Origin of the sequence: Agromyces sp. NPDC058104 (assembly GCF_042884835.1) — a bacterium.
GTDB lineage: Bacteria > Actinomycetota > Actinomycetes > Actinomycetales > Microbacteriaceae > Agromyces.
In genome coordinates this window covers 509,411-524,651 of sequence record NZ_JBHVTD010000002.1, presented here as the reverse complement: position 1 = coordinate 524,651, position 15,241 = coordinate 509,411, and the positions used below count along the sequence as shown (strand labels likewise).

Genomic DNA, 15,241 nt, shown 5'->3' with positions numbered 1-15,241 from the left:
CCTCAGGCGTGGGCCCACCCTCAGGGTCGAATCAGGGATCCACCCCATGGCGGGCGACCCGGCGGCGCTGCCAGCATCGAAGCATGGAGACGAACCAGACCGCCCCAGGGGCCGGCCCAGCGCCGGAGGATGTGCAGGGGGACTCCGCGTCCGCCGGCCAGCAGGCCGACGGGGCGGTCGGTTCGCCTTCGAACCAGCCGGATGCCACGGGCCCCGGCTTCTACGCCTGGCTCCGCCGGCTCGGCGTGCCGCGGCGGGCCGGCTGGCTCGGCGGCGTCTGCGCCGGCGTCGGCGCCCGGCTCGGCATCGACCCGATCATCGTGCGCGGCATCGTCGTCGTGCTCGCGGTGCTCGGAGCTCCGTTCGTGCTCGTCTACGCGATCGCCTGGCTGCTGCTGCCCGACGCCGAGGGCGAGATCCACCTCGAGCGCCTCACCCGCGGCATCGTCGACCCCGCGGTCGTCGGCATCGCGGTGATGGGCGTCATCGGGTTCATCCCCCTCGTGCAGGGCGGGTGGCTCGGCTGGCGCTGGTGGCCCGACTGGCAGATCTCGGACCCGGTGTTCGGCGTCAACCTGACGTGGCCGCTGCGTGTCATCTGGGTGCTGCTCGTCGTCGGCGCGATCGTCTGGTTCGTCATCTGGCTCGCCCGTCGATCCTCCGCGAACTCCCCGGCCGGCGGTGCCGCGCGAATGGCTTCCGCGCCGAGCGCCGCCGGCTCGGGGCCCGTCGCCGCCGCCCCCGGCGACCCGGGCACCACGGCCGACGCGACCCCGGCCACCGCGGCAACCCCGACCACGGCCGCCGCGTTCGCCGCCGGCACGGCCGCCGGAGCGGCATCCGCCGCCTCCGCCGCGCCGCCCGCGGCCGCCGAGCCGCCCGTGCCCGCCGAGGGCGCCGATGCGGCCGCGATCGCCGACTGGCGGGCGCAGCACGAGGCGTGGCGCGTCTCGCACGCCGAATGGAAGGCCGGCCAGGCCGAGGCCGATCGGGCCGCGCGGGCGCAGTTCGCCGAGGAGAACCGGGCCCGGTCGCTCGAGTTCCAGGCGCAGGCCGCAGCGGCCCGTGCCGCGCGCAAGGCGAGCCGTCCCCGGGCGAGCGCCGCATACGTCTTCACGATGCTCGGCCTCGCGGTCGTCGTCGGGGCCGTCGCCGCCATCTGGGCCTTCGGCTCGGCCGAGGCTGCGGCGTTCAGCACCGCGATCGCCCTCGCCGCCGCGACGCTCGCGCTCTCGCTCGGCATGGCGATCGCCGCCCTCCGGCGCCGCCGCAGCGGCATCCTCGCTGCGGTCACGGCGACGACCCTCGTGGCGATGCTCGTGAGCACCGCGGTCTCGGCCTTCGCGCCCTACGGCTCGCTCATCGGCCCCAACCAGGCGATCTCGCTCGGCTACCCGCAGCAGCTCCTGCAGCCCGTCGGCGACGCGTACGTCTCGGTCGGCTCCTACGACGCCTATCCGAACGACACCCAGGTGATCACCCTGACCCAGGGCACCGGCGACACCTACATCGCCGTCGAGCCGCGCACCTCGCTCGTGCTCGACGCGAACGACGCGGGTGCCATCACCTACACCGTCTGGGACGCCGACGGCAACCCGTCGCAGCGCCAGTTCGGCGACGTCGACGACCGCATCCTCGTGCTCGGCGACGTGGCGGCCGACGACACCGAGGGCGCGACGGCCGACGCGCGACTCGTCCTCCGGCAGAACAGCGGATCGGTCTTCATCGAGGTCTTCGAATGAACGGAGCGAACATGCCCGAACCCACGCCCGACGAGCGCCGCGACGACACGGCTCGCCTCGACGGCACGGCTCGCCTCGACGGCACGGCTCGTGTCGAGGACGGCATCGAGACGCTCGCCTCCGACCGGGTGCTCGCCGACGACACCCCGCTGACGCCGCCGGCCGCGACCGCGGCCGACTGGTCCACCGCGACCGCGACCCCCTCGAGCAGCGACACCGCTGCGGCGACGGGCGCCGCGCTCCCCCGCCCGACGATCCGCTGGGGCGCGCTGGTCTGGGCGCTGCTGTTCGGCACCGTCGCCGCGTTCGCGCTCTGGACGCTCACCGACCTGCAGCACCGCGACGAGGTGCTCTTCTGGATCGCCGCCGTGCCGATGCAGCTCGTGCCGCTCTACCTGCTCGCCGTGGTCGGCATCGTCGTCGCGCTCTTCGGCATCGTGGGGCTCATCCGGCGGGGCGAGCGCCAGCGCCGCGCGTCGGCTTCGTCGTCGTCCTGAGCGCACCGGGCGCGCTCGCCGTCACCAGACGACGGGCACGTCCCGGTCGCCGAGCGGCGTGAGCTCGGCCGGCATCGGCCAGCCGAGCTCGAACCGCATCAGCGGCACGTCGATCGCGCCGAAGTCGTCCTTCTTCACGACGATGCGGTCGGTGCTCACCTCGGTGATGCGCACCCGCAGCTCGCTGCCGTCGTCGAGACGGAGCACGTACGGATCGGCGAGATACCGGAGCCCGTGCTCCTCGAGCTGCTGCTCGCCCGTCAGCCAGTCGACGGCATCGCCGAGCTCGCGCCCGAGCAGGTCGACGGGCACGAAGTCCTCGCCCTCGGGGCGCAGCCAGCCGACGAGCTCCCCGTCGGGGCGGCGGTGTTCGATGAAGTCGCTGCGGTCCACCCGTTCGACGATAGCCCGCTCCGGCGCGCCGCTCGCGCACTCCACGGCAGGTTCTGCGCCGTGAGGACGGTTCGCACCGCCCTCGGGGCGCCGAACCTCACTCAGCCGCGCCGGGCTAGAGCTCGACGCCGACGAGCACCGGCTCGGGCCGCAGCACGATGCCGAACTCCGCCTGCACGCGCTGCTGCACGAAGCGCGCGAGCTGCGCCAGCTCGTCGGCGCTCGCCCCGCCCCGGTTCGTGAGCGCGAGCGTGTGCTTCGACGAGATCGCGGCCCGCGACCCCGGCAGCGCGAAGCCGCGCGAGATGCCCGAGTTCTCGATCAGCCACGCCGCCGAGAGCTTCACGAGCGGCCCGTGGGCCGGGGCATCCGGCGGTGTCTCGATGCCGGATGCCTCGAGCTCGGCCTGCAGCGCGAGGAACGCGTCGAGCGGGGTGCCCGAGGCGATCGTCGAGAGCGGGGTCACCTCGTCGGGCTCGTCGGGCTCGACGTACCAGCGCGGCGCGTCGGCCGGCATCGAGCGGGCCGTGCGCTCGGTCACGATCGGGTTGGTGAAGAACGAGCCCGCGCTCACCGAGTCGGGGTCGGCGTCGTCGAGCACCATGCCCTTCGAGGCGCGCAGCGCGAGCACCGTCTCGCGCACGCGCGCGATCGGCACGCGGTCGCCGAGCTGCACGTTCAAGGCGGTCGCGAGCTGGGCGTAGGCGATCGGCTGCCCCGGCGCCTCGCCGAGCACGGCGAGCTCGGAGGCGGTGTCGTGCAGCTCGAGCTCGACCGAGACGACGATGCCCCGGAGACCCTGCTTGAGCACCGAGGTGCGGTAGCCGAGCTCGAGCTCCTCGGCCGTCATGCGGCGCGGCCGCTCGGCACCCTCGTCGAGGAACTCGATCGCGACGAGCGTCGAGGCCAGCTCCTGGCCGTAGGCGCCGATGTTCTGCACCGGCGCGGCACCGACCGAGCCGGGGATGCCCGAGAGCGCCTCGAGGCCCGAGTAGCCGTGCTCGACCGTCCAGGCGACGAGATCGTCCCACACCTCGCCGGCCTGCACCCGCAGTCGGGCGACGTCGTCGCCCTCGCCCTCGCCCGACCGCGGAAGCACCTCGATGCCCTTGGTCGCGACGCGGATGACGGTGCCGTCGAACCCGTCGTCGCCGACGAGCAGGTTCGAGCCGCCGCCGAGGGCGAGCCACGGGTCGTCCGTCGACCACGCCTCGGCGGCGAGGTCGACGAGGTCGCGCTGGGTGGTCGCGGTGACGAGCCGGGCGATCGGCCCGCCGACCCGCAGGGTCGTGAGCTCCGAGAACGAGGCGCCGGTCATGTCAGCCGAGCGCGACGCGGACCTGCGCCTTGCCGAGCACGGTGTCGTCGCCGAGCTTGACGGTGAGGTCGATGCGGGCGACGGTCGCGGCCTCGTCGAGCTGACCGACCTTGGCCGACACGGTGACGAGCGCACCCTGCTCGGGGTCGACGACGACGGGGCGGGTGAAGCGCACCTGGTAGTCGGCGACGCGGCCGGGGTCGCCGGCCCAGTCGACGACCGGCTGCACGGCGAGGCCCATCGTGAGCATGCCGTGCGCGAGCACGCCCGGCAGCCCCACCGAAGCGGCGACGTCGTCGCGGTAGTGGATCGGGTTGAAGTCGCCGGAGGCGCCGGCGTAGCGCACGAGCGAGTCGCGGGTGAGCGGGAACTCGCGCCCGGCGACCACGTCGCCGACGGCGAGGGACGCGAAGTCGGGGGCGGCCATCAGTCTTCTCCTCGGATCACGAGCGTCGAGATCGCGGTGACGACGTGCTCGCCCGCGGCGTCGGTGACCGCCGTCTCGGCGGTGACCATCGAGTGGGCGCCGAGGGTCTTCACGCTCGCGACGGTGAGCGTCGCGCTGAGCAGGTCGCCCGCGACGATCGGGCGGGTCGAGGTGAAGCGCTGGTCGCCGTGCACCACCCGCGAGAAGTCGATGCCCGCGTCGGGATCGGCGAGCAGCTGCGCGAGCGAGCGCTCCTGCACCACGACGGCGAAGGTCGGCGGGGCGACGACGTCGGCGTAGCCGGCGGCCGTGGCGGCCTCGGGGTCGAGGTTGATCGGGTTCGTCGCGAACACGGCGCGGGCGAACTCGCGCACCTTCTCACGACCGACGAGGTACGGCTCGGTGGACGGGTAGACCCGCCCCTGCAGCTCGGGGTTCAGTGACACCCGGACAGTCTATGCGGGTCGCATGCCGCGGGGCCGCGGGAGCGACTCGGCCGCCCGCGGCCCCGCGGACGAGGTCAGCGCTTACCGCCGCCGAGGAGACCCCCCAGCAGGTCGCCGAGGCCGCCGCCCGACCCCGAGCCGCCGGCGCCGCCGGAGCCGCCGCCGAGGAGACCCCCGAGGATGCCGCCGAGGTCGATGCCGCCGGCCGAACCGCCGCCGCCGCCCGAACCGCCGCCGAGGAGCCCGCCCAGGAGGTCGCCGATGCCCCCGCCGGAGGCCTCGCTCTCGGCCGGCGCGCCCTGCTTCTGCTGGAACTGCTTCGCGAGGAAGCTCATCACGATCGGCGCGAGGATCGGCAGGAGCTTGCCGATGAGGTTGCCGGAGCCGCCCTCCTTCTTGTCGAGCGCCTGCACGACCTGGTCGGTGTTGCCGCCGAAGACGTTCTTCACGATCTTCTCGCCGTCGGCCTCATCGACGTCGGCGAGGTTCACCCCGCCCTCGACGAGCTTCGGGTCGTGGCTCGCGACGGCCTTCTCGAGCGAGGCCGCGCCCGCGGGGTCGGCGGCGTTGGCGCCCATGCCCGCGAGCAGCGCGGGCAGCGCGTCGCCGACCGCCTGCTTCGCGGTGGCCTCGTCGACCCCGAGCTTGGCGGCGATGTCGCCGATAGGGAGGTCGGCGATGATGTCGTCGAGTGCAGGCATTCGGATTCCCCGTTTCCGCGCCCGCCGTCGGGACGCCCCGGTCTTCACGGTATCGGGAGCGACGCAGTCACCGGAAGAGGCGCCCGGCCCGGTGACAGCGGGCTCAGTCGTCGCGCAGCCGTGCGAGCCGCAGGCGCAGCGCGTCGAGGAGGAGTTCGAGGCCGAGCTCGAAGACCCGCTCCGAGCGCGCGTCGCCGCGCTCGGCCGAGGCGATGAGCCGGCCGAGGCTCCGCGTGGGCGCGCCGGGCTGCCAGATGTCGTCGGGCGAGGCGACGTCGAGCCCGAAGCCGAGGGCGAACGCATCGAGCACGGCGACCACCGAGAGCACCTCGTCGTCGGGGAACCCGCTGTCGACGAGGGCGGTCGCGAGGGCGTCGTAGCTCGCGATGACCGTGTCGTCGGTGATCGTCTTGCCGACGAGCAGCGGCACGATCGCGGGGTGCTCCGCGTAGAGCCGGCGCAGGCCCTGCAGGGTGGCGACGACCACCTCCTCCCACGTGCCGGTGGGCAGCTCGGGCAGGTAGCGGTGGGCGAGCCGCCCCCGCATGAGCTCGATGATGCCGTCGCGCCCGTCGACGTGGTTGTAGAGCGAGGAGGGGGTGACGCCGAGGCTGCGCGCGAGCGCGTTCACCCCGAAGCCGGCGCCCGAGTCGGCGAGCTCGATGGCGGCGTCGGCGATGCGATCGGCCGACAGCAGCGGCACCTTCGGCCTCGCCATGCGCACTCCTCGGGTCGGTGGTCGTCTCGGGCGATCACTCGCGCAATCAGGTCAGCCTACGCGGATGCCGCGGGCCGGGGGTTCCGTCATCCGGCCTCGCGATGCATAATAAACGAACACTATTCGTTTAACGCGGTCCCCCGCCGCGTGTCGACCCCCAGGCACGCCGATGTGCCCCGACCCCCGACGGAGCCCCCGATGTCGCACTCCGACCTCAGCGCACGCGTCCCGCTGCGCCTGCCCACCGCGACCGCCACCTTCGCGATCGCCATCGCCGGCTACCTCGGCGTGAACCTCTCGCCGTACATGATCACCGCCCTGCAGACGGCGCTCGATACCGAGCTGCTCACCGCGAGCTGGATCGTGACCGCCGCGCTCCTCGCCACCGCCGTCGTCGGGCTCGCCCTCGCACCGCTCTGCGCCGGCCCGCGCCGGCTGCTCGTCGCCCGCGGCGGGCTCGCCCTCGGCGTCGTCGGCTTCGGTGCGGCGGCCCTCGTGCCGGCGCCCGGTGTCGTGGTCGGCGGCCTCCTCCTCGGCGGGGCCGGCGCCGGCGGCGCGGTCGCCGCCGCGGGCGCCGCGATCGCCGCGTTCCGCAACCCCGACCGGGTCGCGGGCGTGAACGGCCTCGCGAACCGCGGCGTCATCACGATCGTGCTCTTCGTGCTCCCGCTCATCGGGCTCGCCCCGATCGACGTGTTCGGCGCACTCGCGCTCTTCAGCCTGATCGGCATCGCCGTGAGCGGCTGGCTGCCGGCCGCGCCCGTGCACGCACCGCAGGCCGGCGCGGCGGTCGCCGAGGCCGTCCCGGTCGAGGTCCCGCCGACGGGCACCGTGCGCGCCCTGCCCGAGCGCAGCCCCGCCACGACCCGCCTCGTGACGATCGCCGGGTTCACGCTGCTCGTGACCTTCGCCCTCTGGGCGGCCAGCGAGGACTCGCTCTGGGCGATGGCCGGCTTCATGGGCGCCGAGCAGGCCGGACTCACCGACGCGGGCCTCGGCCTGGCGCTCAGCGGCGCGACCGCCGGCGGCCTCGTCGGCTCGGTGCTGCTCATGATCGTGGGCGACCGCTTCGGACGCGCGCTCCCGCTCGGCATCCTGCTCGCGCTCGGTGGCATCCTGAAGATCGTGGAGGGCTTCACGAGCGACGAGACGTCGTTCATCGTCGTCTTCATCGCGTGGAACACCGTCTACGCCATCGCCTTCATGTACTTCGTCTCGACCTCGGCCGCGCTCGACGCCGACGGCCGCTGGTCTGGGCCGCTGCTCGCCGTCTACCTCGTCGGCTCGAGCCTCACCCCGGTCATCGGGGCGGCGCTCGTCGAGGTGCTCGGCTACCAGGGCTTCGCCGTCGCGCTCGGCATCGCGAGCTTCGTGCTCGCCGTGCCGGCCGTCGCGGTCGCCCGTCTCTCCACCCGCCTGCAGCGTGCGGAGGCCGAGCCGTCGGCCGGCGCGCGCGCCGAGGCATCCACCGAAACCCAGGAGGTCATCGCGTGAGTCGCACGCTCGTCACCAACGCCCGCATCTTCACCGCGAACCTGCCCGGCGACGGCGCCGAATGGGCCGAGGCGCTCGTCGTCGACGGCGAGGTGCTCGCCTACGTCGGGGATGCCACGGGCGCCGCCGCGGCCGCCGGCGCCGACGCCGAGGTGCTCGACCTCGGCGGCCGGCTCGTGATGCCCGGCTTCCTCGACGTGCACACGCACCTGCACATGCTCGGCGACGCGCTCGGCCGGGTGCAGCTGCGCGACGCCGGCGACCTCGGCGAGATCCAGGCGCGCCTCCGCGCGGGCCGCGACGCCGACCCCGAGGCCCCGCGCCTGCTCGGCGTCTCGTGGCTGTTCGACGCGGTGCCGGGCGGTGCGCCGACCCGGCAGATGATCGACGAGGCCGTCGCCGACGTGCCCGTCTACCTCGACGCGAACGACCTGCACTCGACGTGGGTCAACACCGCGGCGCTCGCCGAGCTCGGCATCACCCGCGACACCCCCGACCCGATCGGCGGGCGCATCGGGCGCGACGCCGACGGCGAACCCGACGGCATGCTCTACGAGACGGCGACGCAGTTCTTCGTGTGGCGGTTCCTCGCCGAGCAGACGACCGACGCCGACCGCGACGCCGCGGTCGAGCGCGCCCTCGACGCCTACGTCGCGGCCGGCGTCACCGGGGCCGCCGATATGGCGTTCGGCGAGCTCGAACTCGCCTCGATCGAACGCGTCGTCGCGCGCCGCGGCGGCGAGCTGCCGTTCCACCTCGTCGCCTACTGGCTCATCGACAACACGGGCGACGACGCGCAGAACCTCGCCCAGGTCGCGCGGGCCGCCGAGCTCGCGCAGCGGCCGGATGCCTCGGGGGTGCAGGTCGTCGGCATCAAGCTCATCACCGACGGGGTCATCGACGCGTGCACCGCCGCGATGAAGGAGCCGTACGCCGACGGCTCGAACGAGGACCCCATCTGGCCGTACGCGCAGATGGCGCCCGTCGTCGCCGCGGCCGACGCCGCCGGCCTCCAGATCGCCCTGCACGCGATCGGCGACCTCGCGAGCGAGTCGGCGCTCGACGCGCTCGAGCACGCGGCCGAGGTGAACGGCGACCGGCCCCGCCGCCACCGGATCGAGCACCTCGAGTACGCCGCGCCCGGCACCGCCGAGCGCATGGCGCGCCTCGGGGTCACCGCCTCGATGCAGCCCGTGCACTGCGACCCCGCCGTCATGGACAACTGGATCGCGCAGCTCGGCGACGCGCGTGCCGACCGCGGCTTCGCGTGGAGCGAGTACCGCGACGCCGGGGCGCTGCTCGCGTTCTCGACCGATGCGCCGACCGCGCCGCACGAGGCGCTCGCGAACCTCTACATCGCCGCGACCCGCCGCTCGGCGCTCGACCCCTCGCTCGAGGCGCTGACGCCGCAGTACGCCCTGCCGCTCGGCGAGGCCGTCGGGCACGCGACCCGCGATGCCGCCGCGTCGATCCGCGAGGAGCACGTGCGCGGGCGCCTCACCGCGGGGCTCGCCGCCGACTTCGCGGTGCTCGACGCCGATCCGTTCGCGGTGGGCGACGCGGCGCTGCTCGAGGCACGAGTCATCCGGACCGTCGTCGGCGGACGCACCGCCTTCGAGGCGTAGGGGTCTCGAGACGCGCCCCTCCTTCGTCGGGCGCTCCTCGACCGCCGCTCCACCCCCGGTCGCCGACTGCGCGTGCGTCGAGCAGGTGATCCTTTCGGGGCTGTGCCAGTTCCGCCTCATCACTGAGGCGGAACTGGCACAGCTCATCGGGAAGCCCGCACCCATCGAGGACGAAGATCGGAGAGCCCCGCTCGGAGAGCGCCGGGCGGAGCGCGCCGGGCGGAGCGCGCACACCGAGCCCGGCGGGCACCCGTCGCCGCTCCACCGTTCAGGCCGGTCTTCGGCCACCGGAATCGCGAACGAGCCCGCCCCCTGGTGTCGCAGGGGGCGGCCTCGTCATACGCACGGAGGGGACGCGGGCGTCACTCCTCCGCCACCGCGCGCGAGAGGGTCTCGCCGCGGAAGTAGGCCGGGCGCTTCCAGCGCTGCCAGAACATGATCACGACGCCCGTGAGCAGGATCACCATGCCGAGCACGAACACGAGGCCGACGCCGCCGATCTCCGAGCCCGAGCCGTAGTCGGGGTCCATGCTGTCGATGAGCGTCGTGAAGAACAGCACCGACAGGATGAGCCCGCCGACGAACGGGGCGAACAGGCGGAAGAAGAAGTCGCGGCCCGAGCGGAACCACGTCTTGCGGAAGTACCAGACGCACGCGAACGCCGTGATGCCGTAGTAGAAGCAGATCATCATGCCGAGCGTCGTGATCGTGTCCCACAGCACGTCCTCGCTGACGAAGCGCATGACCGTGTAGAACACGGCCGCCACGATCGCCGCGACGACGGTCGCGTAGCCGGGCGTGAAGAAGCGCGGGCTCACGCGCGCGAACTTCTCGGGCAGGGCGCCGTAGTGGCCCATGGCGAGGAGGGTGCGGGCGGGCGAGACGAAGGTCGACTGCAGCGACGCCGCCGAGCTCGAGAGCACCGCGAGCGACATGAGGATGGCGAGCGGGCCGAGGATCGGGCCGGCGAGGTAGAAGAACGCGTTCTCCTGGATCTCCTCGTTGCCGAGGCCGACGCCCTCCGTGCCGACGCCCGCGAAGGCGAGCGACCCCATCGCGACGAAGAGGTAGATCGCCACGACGATCGTGACGGTGAGCGTCGCCGCGCGACCGGGCGTGGTGCGCGAGCCCTTCGTCTCCTCGTTCATCGTGAGCGTGACGTCCCAGCCCCAGAACACGAAGAGCGAGACCGAGAGGCCCGCGACGACGGCCGAGAACGAGCCGATCTCGAAGGGGTTGAACCAGCTGAGCTCGACGGGCGTCGCGTCGAACGCGGTGCCGTTCGCGACGTGCCAGAACGCGGCGACGCCGAAGCCGATCATGACGAGCAGCTGGAAGCCGACGAGCCAGTACTGCACCTTCTGCGTCGTCTGCATGTCGCGGTACGAGATGAGGGTCGCCCCGAGGATGAACACGAGACAGGTGGCGACGTTGACGAACGGGTTGCCGACGAGGTCGGCGACGGCGGCGGCATCCCCGCCGAAGAAGCCCACCACCTGCGAGACCGCGAGGTAGAAGAACTCGACCGCGATGCCCGCCAGGTTCGAGAGCACCACCACGGTCGCGGCGATGAGGCCCCAGCCGCCCATCCAGCCGAGCCACGGGCCGAAGGCCCGGGTCGCCCAGGTGAACGAGGTGCCCGAGTCGGGCATCGCGCTGTTGAGCTCGCGGTAGCCGAAGGCGACGAGCAGCATCGGGATGAACCCGAGCAGGAAGATCGCCGGCAGCTGCGTGCCCACCTCGGCGACGGTCGGGCCGAGCGCGCCGGTCAGCGTGTAGGCCGGGGCGATGCACGAGATGCCGATGACGATCGCGCCGATCAGGCCGACCGATCCGGCCGACAGGCCCTTCTTCGAGAGGCCCGCCTCGGTGCCGTCGACCGTGGCGCTCGCCGTGGTCAGCGGCGCATGCGGCTCGGTGTGGTGTTCGTGTGGGTGCGTCATTGCGTGTCTTTCAGTCGGTGGGGCGCGGCACGACGATCATCGGCACCGGCAGCTCGCGGAGCATCTTCGAGCCGGTGGACCCGAGGAACAGCCGGCTCGGCGTGGCGAGCCGGCTCGAGCCGACGAGCACGATCTCGCCGGCGTGCCAGTCGAGTCCGCGCACGGACTCCTCGATCGAGGAGCCGGTCGCGGTGGAGACGGTCGCCTCGACGCCCGCGGGCAGCGCCCGCTGCGCCTCGACGAGCACCTCGTGCGCGTGGGCGGTCGACGTGAGGTCGGCGAGCTCCTCGTCCATGCCGGAGGGCAGGTCGATCGGCACGAGCGAGAGCAGGCGCAGCGGCGCGTGGGTCGCACGACCCAGGCGCACGGATGCCTCGAGCACGGCGCTCGCCCCGGCGCGCAGGCCGATCGCTGCGGTGATGCGGGTGACGCCGAGCGACGTCGGCACCTCGCGCGAGCCCGCGGGGGCCAGCGCGACCGGCACGTCGGAGGCGTGCAGCAGCGCGCTCGCGACCGAGCCGATGCGCGAGCGGCCGAGTGCGGCGCCGCGCGCCGAGCCGACCACGATGAGCGAGGCGCCGAACTCGTGCGCCGCGTCGACGAGGCCCTCGGCGAACGACTCCGCGTAGCGGATGTGCAGCGACTGGTCGATCTCGTCGCCGATCTTCGCGCTCGCCTCGGCGAGCCAGCGCTGCGAGCGCTCCTTGACGTGCCGCTCGTAACCGGGGTCGCGGGGCACGACGCCGCCGCGGGCCTCGATCGGCAGGATCATGACGACCTCGAGGAACGCCTCGGTCGCCGCGGCGAGCCGGCCGCCGAACGCGAGCGCGTCGGCACCCGAGTCGTCGGCCGTGTAGCCGACGACGATGCGGATGGCTTCGGACATCGTGCCGCTCCGCTCAGCCCGCGAGACGCTGCTCGTCGAGGATCTGCTCGGCGACGAGGCGGCCCATGCGGATCGCGCCGTCGACGTGCTGGTACCCCTTGCCCGCCATGTCGGAGCAGGCGAAGTGGATGGGGCCGACGTGCTCACGCAGGTCGGCGCCGTAGCGGGCGAGTCCGCCCATGTCGAAGCTCGCCGCGTACGCGCCGCGGGTCCACTCCTCGCTGCCCCAGTCGCTCTCGTAGTACACGACGGGGTTCAGGGCCTCGGGGCCGTAGTAGTGCGAGAGCGACTCGAGGATCCTCGCCTTCCGCTCCTCGGCGGAGAGGGTGAAGACGCCGTCGGCCTCCTCGTCGGAGACGAAGCCGACGAGCGTGCCGCGGCTGTCGCCGTGGTTCGTGTTGTCGTAGGCCTCGTGGCACAGCTCGTAGGGGCTGAACGCCGTGCCCGACAGGCCCTGCTCGCGCCAGAACGGCGTCTCGTAGACGGCGTGCACCTTGATGACGAAGCCCATCGAGAGGTGCTGGTGCAGCTGGTGCTGGCGGCGGGGCAGCGGCGGCTCGTACGAGATGCGGCTGTAGAGGATCGGCGGCACGGCGAGCACGACGCGCTTCGCGTGCACCTCGATCGAGTCGGTGACGGCGACGACGCCCGCATCGGGGTGCTCGGGGTCCCAGCGCAGCTTGCGCACCGGCTGGTTCAGGCGCACGGCGTCGCCGAGCTTCGCGGCGAGGCCGAGCGGCACCTGCTGGAGGCCGCCGACGACGCGCTTGTCGAGGATGAAGTCGGCGTCGACGAGGTTCGAGAACGAGCCGGCCGAGGCGGCCATGAGCAGGGCCTGCAGCGCGCTGAACGCGTGCGCGGGCTTCGTGAGCATCGCGCCGGCGATGAACATGCCGATGTTGAGCTTGGCCTCGTCGTCGTCGGTCTGGGTGCCGAGCCACTCGGCGAACGAGACCTCGTCGAGCTCCTTCGCGCGCGGGTGCGCCCACGGAGCGTCGGGATCGATCTCGGCGACGAGCGCGTCGAGCTTCTCGATGAGGCCGACGATCTCGCCCTCGGTCTTCGCCGGCACCGGGAAGATGTCGCCCTCGAAGCGCCGGCGCTCGCCGTCGCCTGCGATGTAGATGTTCTCGCCGTCGCGGTAGCGCTCGTAGGTCTCGAGGCCGAGCTCGGCGAGCGTCTCGATCAGGGCGTCCTGGTCGGGCGAGACCCACTGGCCGCCGATCTCGAGCATGGCGCCGTCGACGTCGCCCGTCCAGAGGCGGCCGCCGACGCGGTCGCGGGCCTCGAGCACGACGACCGATTCGCCGGCGTCCCTCAGCTTGTTGGCGGCGGTGAGGCCTGCGGCCCCCGCGCCGACGATGACGACGTCGGTCTCGATGCGTTCCATGGTTCTTCGTTTCGCTTTCTGCGGTTCGTTTGGGCTCGCGCCCGAAAAGAGGCGAGCGGATGCCACGGGCTCAGCCGGTGGCATCCGCTCGCGTCGTTCAGCTCACCGGGATGAGCGTGTACTTGGTGTCGAGGTACTCGTGGATGCCCTCCGCACCGCCCTCGCGGCCGATTCCCGACTGCTTGATGCCGCCGAAGGGGGCCGCCGCGTTCGAGACGAGGCCGGTGTTGAGGCCCATCATGCCCGTGGCGAGCTTCTCGATCATGCGCTGGCCGCGCGCCAGGTCCTGCGTGAAGACGTAGGAGACGAGGCCGTACTCGGTGTCGTTGGCGAGGCGCACCGCTTCGTCCTCGGTCGAGAAGGTCGTGATGCCGAGCACCGGGCCGAAGATCTCCTCCTTGAGGAGGCGGGCGTCGGCCGAGACGTCGCCGAGCACGGTGGGCGCGTAGAACGTGCCCGCGCCGTCGATGACGGTGCCGCCGGTGAGGATCTTCGCGCCCTTGCCGACCGCGTCCTGCACGAGCTCGTCGGTCGTGGCGACCGCCTTGTCGTCGATCAGGGGGCCGATGTTGACGCCGTCCTCGGTGCCGCGGCCGACCGAGAAGCCGGCGACACGCTCGGCGACCCGCTTCGAGAACTCGGCTGCGACCGACTCGTGCACGATGAAGCGGTTCGCGGCGGTGCACGCCTGGCCGATGTTGCGGAACTTCGCGAGCATCGCGCCGTCGACCGCCTTGTCGAGGTCGGCGTCGCCGAAGACGACGAACGGCGCGTTGCCGCCGAGCTCCATGCTCGTGCGCAGGATGCCGGTGGCGGCCTGCTTCATGAGGGCGCGGCCGACGCCGGTCGAGCCCGTGAAGCTGAGCTTGCGGAGGCGCGGGTCCTCGATGATCGGGCCCGAGACGGCCGAGGAGGTCGAGGTCGCGATGACGTTCACGACCCCCTTGGGCAGGCCCACCTCTTCGAGCAGCTGCACGAACGCGATCGTCGTGAGCGGCGTGAGTGCCGGGGGCTTGATGACGACCGTGCAGCCGGCCGCGAGCGCGGGCGCGATCTTGCGGGTCGCCATCGCGAGCGGGAAGTTCCACGGGGTGATGAAGAACGAGGGGCCGACGGGGCGCTGCGAGACGACCATGTGGCCGGTGCCCTCGGGGTTGAGGCCGTAGCGGCCCGAGATGCGCACGGCCTCCTCGCTGAACCAGCGGAGGAACTCGCCGCCGTAGGCGACCTCGCCGCGGGCCTCGGCGAGCGGCTTGCCCATCTCGAGGGTCATGAGGAGCGCGAACTCCTCCTTGCGCTCCTGCAGCAGGTCGAAGGCGCGGCGCAGCAGCTCGCCGCGGACGCGGGGCGCGGTGGCGGCCCACTCGTCCTGGGCGGCGACGGCGGCGTCGAGCGCCTTGAGGCCGTCGGCGACGGAGGCGTCGGCGATCTCCTTGATCGTGTCGCCGGTGGCGGGGTCGATGACGGCGAGGGTCTTGCCGCCCTCGGCCGGCACCCACTCGCCGGCGATGAAGAGGCCGGTCTCGACCTTGTCGAGCACCGTGGCTTCAAGCGTTGCGTTCGTCATGTGTGACTTCCCGTTCGATTCGTGCAGTTGTGCGGTTCGTGCGGTTGCGATGGTCCGGATGCCTCCGAGTCGCCCGCCCCCGTGCGGTGACGGG

14 protein-coding genes are annotated in these 15,241 nt (G+C 72.9%); 4 read left to right on the top strand and 10 right to left on the bottom strand.

The genetic code is table 11. The annotated features are described in order from the left end of the window. Positions 1-83 precede the first annotated feature (83 nt). Positions 84-1,742, top strand: a complete 1,659-nt coding sequence (locus tag ACFVTH_RS10360) for a PspC domain-containing protein (protein WP_387090126.1) — start codon at positions 84-86, stop codon at positions 1,740-1,742. A gap of 11 nt (positions 1,743-1,753) precedes the next feature. Continuing rightward, positions 1,754-2,239 carry a hypothetical protein gene (locus ACFVTH_RS10355; protein ID WP_387090123.1) on the top strand — a complete coding sequence of 162 codons (486 nt, stop codon included), beginning with the start codon at positions 1,754-1,756 and terminating at the stop codon, positions 2,237-2,239. Between the two features lie 21 nt (positions 2,240-2,260). Here ACFVTH_RS10355 and ACFVTH_RS10350 read toward each other — a convergent pair whose 3' ends face one another. The 6 genes from ACFVTH_RS10350 to ACFVTH_RS10325 form a co-directional block, all read right to left on the bottom strand. Next, positions 2,261-2,632, bottom strand: a complete 372-nt coding sequence (locus tag ACFVTH_RS10350; RefSeq protein ID WP_387090121.1) for a hypothetical protein — start codon at positions 2,630-2,632, stop codon at positions 2,261-2,263. A 115-nt stretch (positions 2,633-2,747) separates the two neighbouring features. Next, positions 2,748-3,950 carry a UDP-N-acetylmuramate dehydrogenase gene (locus ACFVTH_RS10345; protein WP_387090118.1) on the bottom strand — a complete coding sequence of 401 codons (1,203 nt, stop codon included), beginning with the start codon at positions 3,948-3,950 and terminating at the stop codon, positions 2,748-2,750. A 1-nt stretch (position 3,951) separates the two neighbouring features. Continuing rightward, positions 3,952-4,377, bottom strand: coding sequence for a MaoC family dehydratase (locus ACFVTH_RS10340; protein WP_387090116.1), 426 nt, complete (start codon positions 4,375-4,377; stop codon positions 3,952-3,954). After that, positions 4,377-4,823, bottom strand: a complete 447-nt coding sequence (locus ACFVTH_RS10335; RefSeq protein WP_387090113.1) for a MaoC family dehydratase N-terminal domain-containing protein — start codon at positions 4,821-4,823, stop codon at positions 4,377-4,379. Before ACFVTH_RS10335 ends, ACFVTH_RS10340 begins: the two co-directional genes overlap by 1 nt. A gap of 74 nt (positions 4,824-4,897) precedes the next feature. Then, complete coding sequence (locus ACFVTH_RS10330) at positions 4,898-5,524, bottom strand: DUF937 domain-containing protein (RefSeq protein ID WP_387090110.1); 627 nt, start codon at positions 5,522-5,524, stop codon at positions 4,898-4,900. Between the two features lie 103 nt (positions 5,525-5,627). Beyond that, positions 5,628-6,242, bottom strand: coding sequence for a TetR/AcrR family transcriptional regulator (locus tag ACFVTH_RS10325; RefSeq protein ID WP_387090107.1), 615 nt, complete (start codon positions 6,240-6,242; stop codon positions 5,628-5,630). A gap of 198 nt (positions 6,243-6,440) precedes the next feature. Here ACFVTH_RS10325 and ACFVTH_RS10320 point away from each other — a divergent pair, with 198 nt between their 5' ends. Beyond that, positions 6,441-7,736: an MFS transporter gene (locus tag ACFVTH_RS10320; protein ID WP_387090104.1), complete on the top strand. Its 1,296-nt coding sequence runs from the start codon at positions 6,441-6,443 to the stop codon at positions 7,734-7,736. Beyond that, entirely contained in the window at positions 7,733-9,361 is a 1,629-nt protein-coding gene (locus ACFVTH_RS10315; protein WP_387090101.1) for an amidohydrolase, read from the top strand. The genes ACFVTH_RS10320 and ACFVTH_RS10315 overlap by 4 nt, the downstream gene beginning before the upstream one ends. A gap of 362 nt (positions 9,362-9,723) precedes the next feature. Here ACFVTH_RS10315 and ACFVTH_RS10310 read toward each other — a convergent pair whose 3' ends face one another. From ACFVTH_RS10310 to ACFVTH_RS10295, 4 genes are all read right to left on the bottom strand, one after another. Further along, positions 9,724-11,304 (bottom strand): APC family permease, encoded by a 1,581-nt coding sequence (locus tag ACFVTH_RS10310; RefSeq protein WP_387090098.1) that lies wholly within the window; start codon positions 11,302-11,304, stop codon positions 9,724-9,726. A gap of 10 nt (positions 11,305-11,314) precedes the next feature. Then, positions 11,315-12,190 carry a universal stress protein gene (locus ACFVTH_RS10305; RefSeq protein ID WP_387090096.1) on the bottom strand — a complete coding sequence of 292 codons (876 nt, stop codon included), beginning with the start codon at positions 12,188-12,190 and terminating at the stop codon, positions 11,315-11,317. Positions 12,191-12,203: 13 nt separating this feature from the next. Beyond that, entirely contained in the window at positions 12,204-13,580 is a 1,377-nt protein-coding gene (locus ACFVTH_RS10300) for a flavin monoamine oxidase family protein (protein ID WP_387090095.1), read from the bottom strand. A 97-nt stretch (positions 13,581-13,677) separates the two neighbouring features. After that, positions 13,678-15,147, bottom strand: a complete 1,470-nt coding sequence (locus tag ACFVTH_RS10295) for an NAD-dependent succinate-semialdehyde dehydrogenase (RefSeq protein ID WP_387090092.1) — start codon at positions 15,145-15,147, stop codon at positions 13,678-13,680. Positions 15,148-15,241 lie beyond the last annotated feature (94 nt).

Excerpts from the sequence above, each read along its gene's own strand:
- ACFVTH_RS10360 (WP_387090126.1), top strand. The coding sequence starts at position 84 with ATGGAGACGAACCAGACCGCCCCAGGGGCCGGCCCAGCGCCGGAGGAT.
- ACFVTH_RS10355 (WP_387090123.1), top strand. The coding sequence starts at position 1,754 with ATGCCCGAACCCACGCCCGACGAGCGCCGCGACGACACGGCTCGCCTC.
- ACFVTH_RS10345 (WP_387090118.1), bottom strand. The coding sequence starts at position 3,950 with ATGACCGGCGCCTCGTTCTCGGAGCTCACGACCCTGCGGGTCGGCGGG.
- ACFVTH_RS10340 (WP_387090116.1), bottom strand. The coding sequence starts at position 4,377 with ATGGCCGCCCCCGACTTCGCGTCCCTCGCCGTCGGCGACGTGGTCGCC.
- ACFVTH_RS10330 (WP_387090110.1), bottom strand. The coding sequence starts at position 5,524 with ATGCCTGCACTCGACGACATCATCGCCGACCTCCCTATCGGCGACATC.
- ACFVTH_RS10325 (WP_387090107.1), bottom strand. The coding sequence starts at position 6,242 with ATGGCGAGGCCGAAGGTGCCGCTGCTGTCGGCCGATCGCATCGCCGAC.
- ACFVTH_RS10320 (WP_387090104.1), top strand. The coding sequence starts at position 6,441 with ATGTCGCACTCCGACCTCAGCGCACGCGTCCCGCTGCGCCTGCCCACC.
- ACFVTH_RS10310 (WP_387090098.1), bottom strand. The coding sequence starts at position 11,304 with ATGACGCACCCACACGAACACCACACCGAGCCGCATGCGCCGCTGACC.
- ACFVTH_RS10305 (WP_387090096.1), bottom strand. The coding sequence starts at position 12,190 with ATGTCCGAAGCCATCCGCATCGTCGTCGGCTACACGGCCGACGACTCG.
- ACFVTH_RS10300 (WP_387090095.1), bottom strand. The coding sequence starts at position 13,580 with ATGGAACGCATCGAGACCGACGTCGTCATCGTCGGCGCGGGGGCCGCA.
- ACFVTH_RS10295 (WP_387090092.1), bottom strand. The coding sequence starts at position 15,147 with ATGACGAACGCAACGCTTGAAGCCACGGTGCTCGACAAGGTCGAGACC.